Origin of the sequence: Streptomyces sp. WP-1 (genome assembly GCF_030450125.1) — a bacterium.
Classification (GTDB): Bacteria; Actinomycetota; Actinomycetes; order Streptomycetales; family Streptomycetaceae; genus Streptomyces; species Streptomyces incarnatus.
In genome coordinates this window covers 282,336-288,534 of the sequence record NZ_CP123923.1, presented here as the reverse complement: position 1 = coordinate 288,534, position 6,199 = coordinate 282,336, and the positions used below count along the sequence as shown (strand labels likewise).

The following is a 6,199-nucleotide window of genomic DNA, read 5'->3' as shown; positions in this document are numbered from 1 at the left end:
CCTTCGGCCGACCGGCCCGAACCGAACACGACCGCACACGAAGGAGACCGACATGGACGAGAACACCCGCTACCAGGTGCTGCGCAACGACGAGGAGCAGTACTCCCTCTGGCCCGTCGACATCGAGGTGCCCGCCGGCTGGCAGCCCGCCGGCAAGGAGGGCACCGAGGCCGAGTGCTCCGCGTACGTCGACGAGGTGTGGACCGACATGCGGCCCAAGAGCCTGCGCGAGCGCATGGAGAACGCGGGCGCCTGACCGGCCGTACCCCCACCACCCGCCGGGCCGGCCGCACCACCCGCACCGGCCCGGCGGCGCACCGCACCCCCACACCTCCCCCCACCCCGCGTCCCACCCCCACACCCCACCCCCACACCCCACCCCCACACCCCACCCCCACACCCCACCCCCACGGACCGCCGCACCGGCGCCCCACCGCCCTCGGCCCTCACCCCACCGCATCACTCCCGAGGAGCCCGTCATGACCCCCGAACTGCGCACCGAACGCCTGGAGTTCCTCCCCTACCGGCCAGAGCACGAGGACGTCTTCGTCGAGCTGCTGCGCGACGAGGAGGTGTGCCGCTGGATGGGCCAGGACCTCGTGCCCGAACCGCAGATCCGCGAGGTGTTCCGCGCCATCCTCACCGACATCTACCCCGAGGGGCGGTTCGACGTCTGGGGCCTGTGGCTGGCGGGCCGCTACGTCGGCCACGCCGAGGTCAAACCGACGGGCAACGTCGAGGGCCACGAACTCGTCACCGCCCTCGCCCCCGGCTACTGGGGCCGGGGACTGGGCGGCGAGGTGATCCGCGGCCTGCTCCGGCACGCCGCCGAGAACCTCGGCCTCACCGAGGCGTACGGCATGGTCGGCGCCGAGAACACCGCCAGCCTGGCCATGTGCCGCCGCGTGGGCTTCCGCCACCTGCGCGACGTCATCGGCGACGACGGCTCGGTGACCAAGCTGCTGATCATCCCGACGGCGGCGGGTTGGGCGGACAGCGCGGAGCGTACGGCCGCCGAGGCCGGCGCACAGACCCCGGCGACCGGCACCGGCGCGACGGACGGCCCGGTGCCCGTGGGGGCGCCGGGCGCCAAGGATGTCGTCGGCGTGGCGAGTGGGGAGGGCCTGGCGGGAGCGGTGCGTGGCGAGGTGGTGGCCGGGACGGCGGGTACCGAGGGTCTGGCCGGGACGGCGACTACCGAGGGTCTGGCCGGGGCGGCGAGCGCCGGGGAGGCGGGATGAGCCGGCCGCCGCTCGCCGAGGAGACCACCGGGGCGGCGGACACCGGTCCACCGCCCGGCCTGTGGCGCAACCGCGACTTCAACCTGCTGTGGACCGGGCAGTCCCTGTCCGACCTGGGCGGCGCCATGGTCGACCTGGCGCTGCCGCTGCTGGTGCTCCAGCAGACCGGGTCCCCGACGCGGGCCGGGGTCGTCGGCACCGCCGGGCTCGTCACCACCCTGGTGTGCCGGCTGCCGGCCGGTGTCCTCGCCGACCGGTACGACCGGCGCCGGCTGATGATCGCCTGCGACGCGCTGCGGATCGCCGTGTACGCCCTGCTCGGCTGGGCGGTCCTGAGCGGCGCGGCCGGTCTGCCGGTGATCCTCGCGGTGGTGATCGCCGGGGCCGCCGCCACCGCCGTCTTCAGCACCGCCGAACACGCCTCGGTACGCAGCCTGGTCCGCCCGGACCAGCTCGCCTCCGCGGTCGCCCGCAACGAGGCGCGGACCTACGGCGTGTCGCTGGCCGGACCACCACTGGGCGGCCTGCTGTTCGGGCTCGGCCGGTTCCTGCCCTTCCTGGGCAACGCGGTCAGCTTCGTGGTGTCCCTGGTGGCCGTCTGCTGGATCAGACGGCCCCTCCAGCAGCCCCGCGAGGAGGTGGCCGCGCCCGTCGGCGCGTCCACCGCGGAGGGGCTGCGGTTCCTGCTGGGGCATCCGTTCCTGCGGGCCCTGCTGGCGATCGCGGCGCCGCTGAACATGGCCTTCACCGGCATGATCTTCGCGATGACCCTCGCCCTGCGCCGGGCCGGTGTCGCACCGGTCCTGGTGGGCCTCGCCGGTGCGATCTTCGCGCTCGGCGGCCTCCTCGGGGCCTTCGCCGCCCCGGCACTCCAGCGGCGGCTGCGGCTGCCCGTCCTGATCACGCTGCTGTGCTGGGCGACCGCCGCCCTGATGGCGGTCAGCACGCTGCTGTCCGGCTCCGTCCTGGCCGCGGTGCCGCTGGCCGCCGCGGTCTTCCTCGGCCCCACCGCGAACGCCACGCTCTTCGGCCACCAGGCCGCCGTCACCCCCGACCACTTACAGGGCCGCGTGGTCAGCGGCGTCCTGCTCGCCGCCGGCTCGGCCGCCGCCCTCGCCCCCGTCCTGGCCGGCGCCCTCCTCTCCCACTGGCGCCCGGGCCCGGCCATGCTGGTCTTCCCGGCACTGGTCGTCGTGGCGGCGGTGACGGCCACCTTCAGCAAGGGAATCCGGACGATGTCGCCGTAGGCCGTGTCCACCAGCAGGTCGACCAAGCCGTCATCGACTCCGACGGCGAGGTCATCGGCCGAGGTGCTGCGGGTCATGGCGCGGAGCCGCAGGGCACGCGCGCGCGTGGTCGGGGCACGGGGGATCATTCGCGCCGAGGTCGAGTGACCGACCCGCCGCACCGGGGCGCTCCCCGGTGCGAAATACTCTTCCGATGAGTTCACGCACTTCCCCGATCGGCCGGCAGATCACGATACGGAGATCCGTCGCCCGGGACGCCAAACGGCTCACGCGGCTCGTGCGTGGCTCGGGTGCCTACGCGGGCAAGTACGCCTCCGCGGTCGCGGGCTACCGGGTCGGTCCCGATTACCTGGAGGCCCACCGCGCCTTCGTGGCCGTCGGCGGCGAGGAGGACGGCGGCCGGGTCCTCGGGTTCTACGCGCTCGTCCTCGACCCGCCGGAGCTCGACCTGCTGTTCGTCGCCGACGAGGCGCAGGGACGGGGTATCGGACGGCTGCTCGTCGCGCACATGCAGTCCGAGGCGCGCGCCGCCGGGATCGACCGCGTCAAGGTCGTGTCGCATCTTCCCGCCCAGGACTTCTACCACCGCGTCGGCGCCATCCGCACCGGAACCGCCCTCGCGAACCCGCCCGCCGTGCCGTGGGACCGTCCCGAGTTCGAGTTCCGCATCCCTCCGGAGTGACGGGGACCGCCGGGTCACGGGGCGCGGACTTCAGGAGGGGCGGTGCCCGGTGAGTTCCTGCCAGCGGTCGTGGGCGGCGGCGAGGTTCTTGCGTGCCGCGGGGATGCGGAGGTCATCGTTCTGCCGGGCGGTGACCTCTTCGAGGTACAGCCGGGCGTCCTCCTGTGCGGAAGTGTCGTTCGTCACCCGGTGGAGTTCGGCCTTCGCCTGTCGGAGCTGGGCGGGCCGGTCCCGTCGGAGCGTCTTGGCGGCGGCGATGGCGTTGTGGACGTCGACGACGAACCTGCGGACCCGTTCCTCCGCGATGTCGGCCGTGGCGTAGGTCACCAGATGCTGGCGCCCGTCCGGGCCGACGAGATAGAGGTGGCCGGCCGTCCTGGTGTGGTCGGAGCGTACGGCTATCCCGTGCAGGGGCAGATCTCCGCTGAAGTCGTCGGTCGAGACGGCGAGGACGTGTTCGTAGAGGGACAGCGCGCCGAGTTCGTCGCGGTAGGCCCCGCGGCCGGGGTCGCGCAGACGGGCGATGTGCTCCTCGGCGTCGCGCACCCGGCGCCGGTGAGCCGTGACAGCGGTGTCGACGGCGCCGCGCGCACCGGCCAGCTCTTTCCGCGCGGAACGCTCCAGGCCGCGCAGGGCGCCGCGTGCACGGTCGAGATCGCCGCGCTCGGCGCCGTACTCGGGGCCGAAGGCGAACTTCCAGCCGCCCGGATAGAGGTAGAGCTGTCTGCCGGCCGCGGCCGCGGCGGCCAGAGCGAGCAGAAGTGTCCAGCCCCAAGCACTCATGACGACCCCCGTCCATATGGCAGCCGGCGCCCACGCCCTGTCCGGCGCCTCGGTGCTGTCCGCCTCGACGACTACCGGCAACGGGCGATGGTCGTCAAATCCATTGCGAGCCGGGCCGGTTACGGGGATCCCGTCAAGCGCAGCCGCCGGATCGCGACGGTGTCCGATCCGGAGCGGCTTCAGGACCGGGCGGCCGACTTGAGGGTGTCCTCGCACCACTGGCGGAAGCCGGTGGCGGCGGTGCCCGGGGTGTGGGGTTCGACGTCGTGGATCCCGTCGTTCTGGGCCTCGATCATGGCCGCGAACTCCCGCGCCGTCGTCCGGCTCGCGCCGTGCCGCACCAGCGTGGCCCGGTAGTCGGCGAGCGGGACCTGGCGGTAGTGGACCGTGCGGCCCAGGACGCCGGAGATGACCTCGGCCATCGCGTCGGGGGTCAGGTTGTCGGGGCCGACCAACGGGACGCGGGCCTGACCGCTCCAGGAGATGTCCAGGAGAAGCGCCGCGGCGGTGGCCGCGACGTCCCGGGTGGCGACGGTCGGCAGCGGCCGGTCCGCGGTGTTCGCCAGGGAGAACGATCCCTGCGCCCCCAGGGTCCCGGCCCGGCGGAGCGGGTTCTCCATGAAGAACGGCAGGGCCGGTGCCCGGTAGTCCACGCCCGTGCCCTCGACCAGTTCGTCCGTCGCCGTCGCGGCCGACCGGATTCGCCCGTTCTGAAACCCCACGGCTTCGGGCCGCCGAAGCTCCCGCCTCGGCCGACCGGTCATACGACTCTGATGGCCGACGTCGGACACCGCGCGGCCGCCTCCTGTGCCGCCTCCCGCTGGTCGGCCGGGGGAGTGGCGTCGAGCAGGATCACCGTGCCGTCGTCGTCGTTCTGGTCGAAGACCGCCGGGGCGGCGAGGACACAGGCTCCCGCGCCGCAGCAGAGGTCCATCTCGATCTCGATCCTCGTCACCGGGCCGCCCCTCACCAGCGTACGGGCAGTTCGAGGACGCCGTACGTCACCATCATCTCCCGGGTGCCGATCTCCTCGGCCGGCACGGCCAGTTCCAGGCGGGGGAAGCGGCGCAGCAACGACTCGTAGCCGATGGCGAGTTCCAGCCGGGCCAAGTGGTGCCCCATGCACTGGTGCGGGCCGTTGCCGAAGGCCACGTGCCGGGACGGGCCCCGGCGGATGTCGAAGGTGTCGGCGTCCTCGAAGCCCTGCGGGTCACGGTTGGCCGCGGGCAGCGACACCGTGACGACCTCGCCCGCGCGGATCGGCCGCCCCTCGAACTCGAAGTCCTCGGCGGCCACCCGGATCGGCCCGATCTGCACCACGCTGAGGTAGCGCAGCAGTTCCTCGACGGCGTCGTCCATCAGTGACCAGTCGGCGCGCAGCGCGGCCAGCTGCTCGGGGTGGCGCAGCAGGGCGTAAGTCCCCAGCGCCAGCATGTTGGTGGTCGTCTCCAGCCCGGCGATGAGAAGGACGATCGTGATCCCGAGCAGCTCCTCGTCGGTCAGGTCCGTCTCCACGGTGAGCCTGCCCAGGATGTCCGGGCCCGCGTCCTTGCGCGCGGCCGCGATCAGGGCGTGGAGCATGCCGCCGAGGATCGCCATCGACTGCTGCATCTCCTCTCCGGTGGTGGAGAGGCTGAAGAGCACGTCCACATGGCGCCCGAACTCCGCGCGGTCCGCCTCCGGCAGGCCGAGCAGTTCCGAGGTGACCAGCGTGGGAAGGGGCTTGGCGAAGGCCTGGACGAGATCGACGGGACCGCTCGCGCCCGCCATCTCGTCCAGCAGACGGTCCGTCAGCTCCTGGATGCGCGGCCGGAGTTCCCGTACCCGGCGGATGGTGAAGTGCTTGCTCAGCAGCCGGCGGTAGCGGGTGTGCTCGGGCGGGTCCATGTTCACGAACATCCCCGCGGGCAGCGCGTCGGTGCTCAGCTCCGAGCCGGGCACCTTCACCGGCGAACGCTTCCCGGCGGGCAGGGAGCTGAACCGGGTGTCGGCCAGCACGGACCGCGCGGCCTGGAGACCGGTGACCAGATGACCGACGTGCCCGTCGGGATACCGCAGCGGGGTCATCGGGCATTCCGCGCGCGCCTGTGCGAAGGGAGCGGGTGGGTCGAAAGGACAACCCGCGGGGCGCGCCGTGGGAAAAGACTGGGCCGAGGGATTCTCGGCAGCTCGCGAATGCACCATGAAAATCCTCGGACCTCGTCATCGGCGGAGAACTGGGGAAAGCCGTATGACGTGCAGTTGTC

8 protein-coding genes are annotated in these 6,199 nt (G+C 72.9%); 4 read left to right on the top strand and 4 right to left on the bottom strand.

Annotation, left to right across the window (positions count from 1 at the left end; translation table 11 throughout):
• The first annotated feature begins 52 nt into the window (after positions 1-52).
• The 4 genes from QHG49_RS00985 (at position 53) to QHG49_RS00970 (ending at position 3,170) form a co-directional block, all read left to right on the top strand.
• On the top strand, positions 53-256 hold the full coding sequence (locus QHG49_RS00985; protein WP_046421857.1) for an MbtH family NRPS accessory protein: 204 nt from the start codon (positions 53-55) through the stop codon (positions 254-256).
• A 223-nt stretch (positions 257-479) separates the two neighbouring features.
• Complete coding sequence (locus QHG49_RS00980) at positions 480-1,241, top strand: GNAT family N-acetyltransferase (protein ID WP_301486876.1); 762 nt, start codon at positions 480-482, stop codon at positions 1,239-1,241.
• Positions 1,238-2,488, top strand: coding sequence for an MFS transporter (locus QHG49_RS00975; protein ID WP_159697697.1), 1,251 nt, complete (start codon positions 1,238-1,240; stop codon positions 2,486-2,488). Before QHG49_RS00980 ends, QHG49_RS00975 begins: the two co-directional genes overlap by 4 nt.
• A gap of 193 nt (positions 2,489-2,681) precedes the next feature.
• Positions 2,682-3,170: a GNAT family N-acetyltransferase gene (locus QHG49_RS00970; RefSeq protein ID WP_301486872.1), complete on the top strand. Its 489-nt coding sequence runs from the start codon at positions 2,682-2,684 to the stop codon at positions 3,168-3,170.
• Between the two features lie 30 nt (positions 3,171-3,200).
• Here QHG49_RS00970 and QHG49_RS00965 read toward each other — a convergent pair whose 3' ends face one another.
• The 4 genes from QHG49_RS00965 to QHG49_RS00950 form a co-directional block, all read right to left on the bottom strand.
• Positions 3,201-3,953, bottom strand: coding sequence for a hypothetical protein (locus QHG49_RS00965; protein ID WP_301486870.1), 753 nt, complete (start codon positions 3,951-3,953; stop codon positions 3,201-3,203).
• Between the two features lie 179 nt (positions 3,954-4,132).
• Positions 4,133-4,675 carry a hypothetical protein gene (locus QHG49_RS00960; RefSeq protein WP_301486868.1) on the bottom strand — a complete coding sequence of 181 codons (543 nt, stop codon included), beginning with the start codon at positions 4,673-4,675 and terminating at the stop codon, positions 4,133-4,135.
• 38 nt (positions 4,676-4,713) lie between these two features.
• Entirely contained in the window at positions 4,714-4,908 is a 195-nt protein-coding gene (locus QHG49_RS00955; RefSeq protein ID WP_256641318.1) for a ferredoxin, read from the bottom strand.
• 11 nt (positions 4,909-4,919) lie between these two features.
• Positions 4,920-6,020 (bottom strand): cytochrome P450, encoded by a 1,101-nt coding sequence (locus QHG49_RS00950; protein ID WP_236576154.1) that lies wholly within the window; start codon positions 6,018-6,020, stop codon positions 4,920-4,922.
• Positions 6,021-6,199 lie beyond the last annotated feature (179 nt).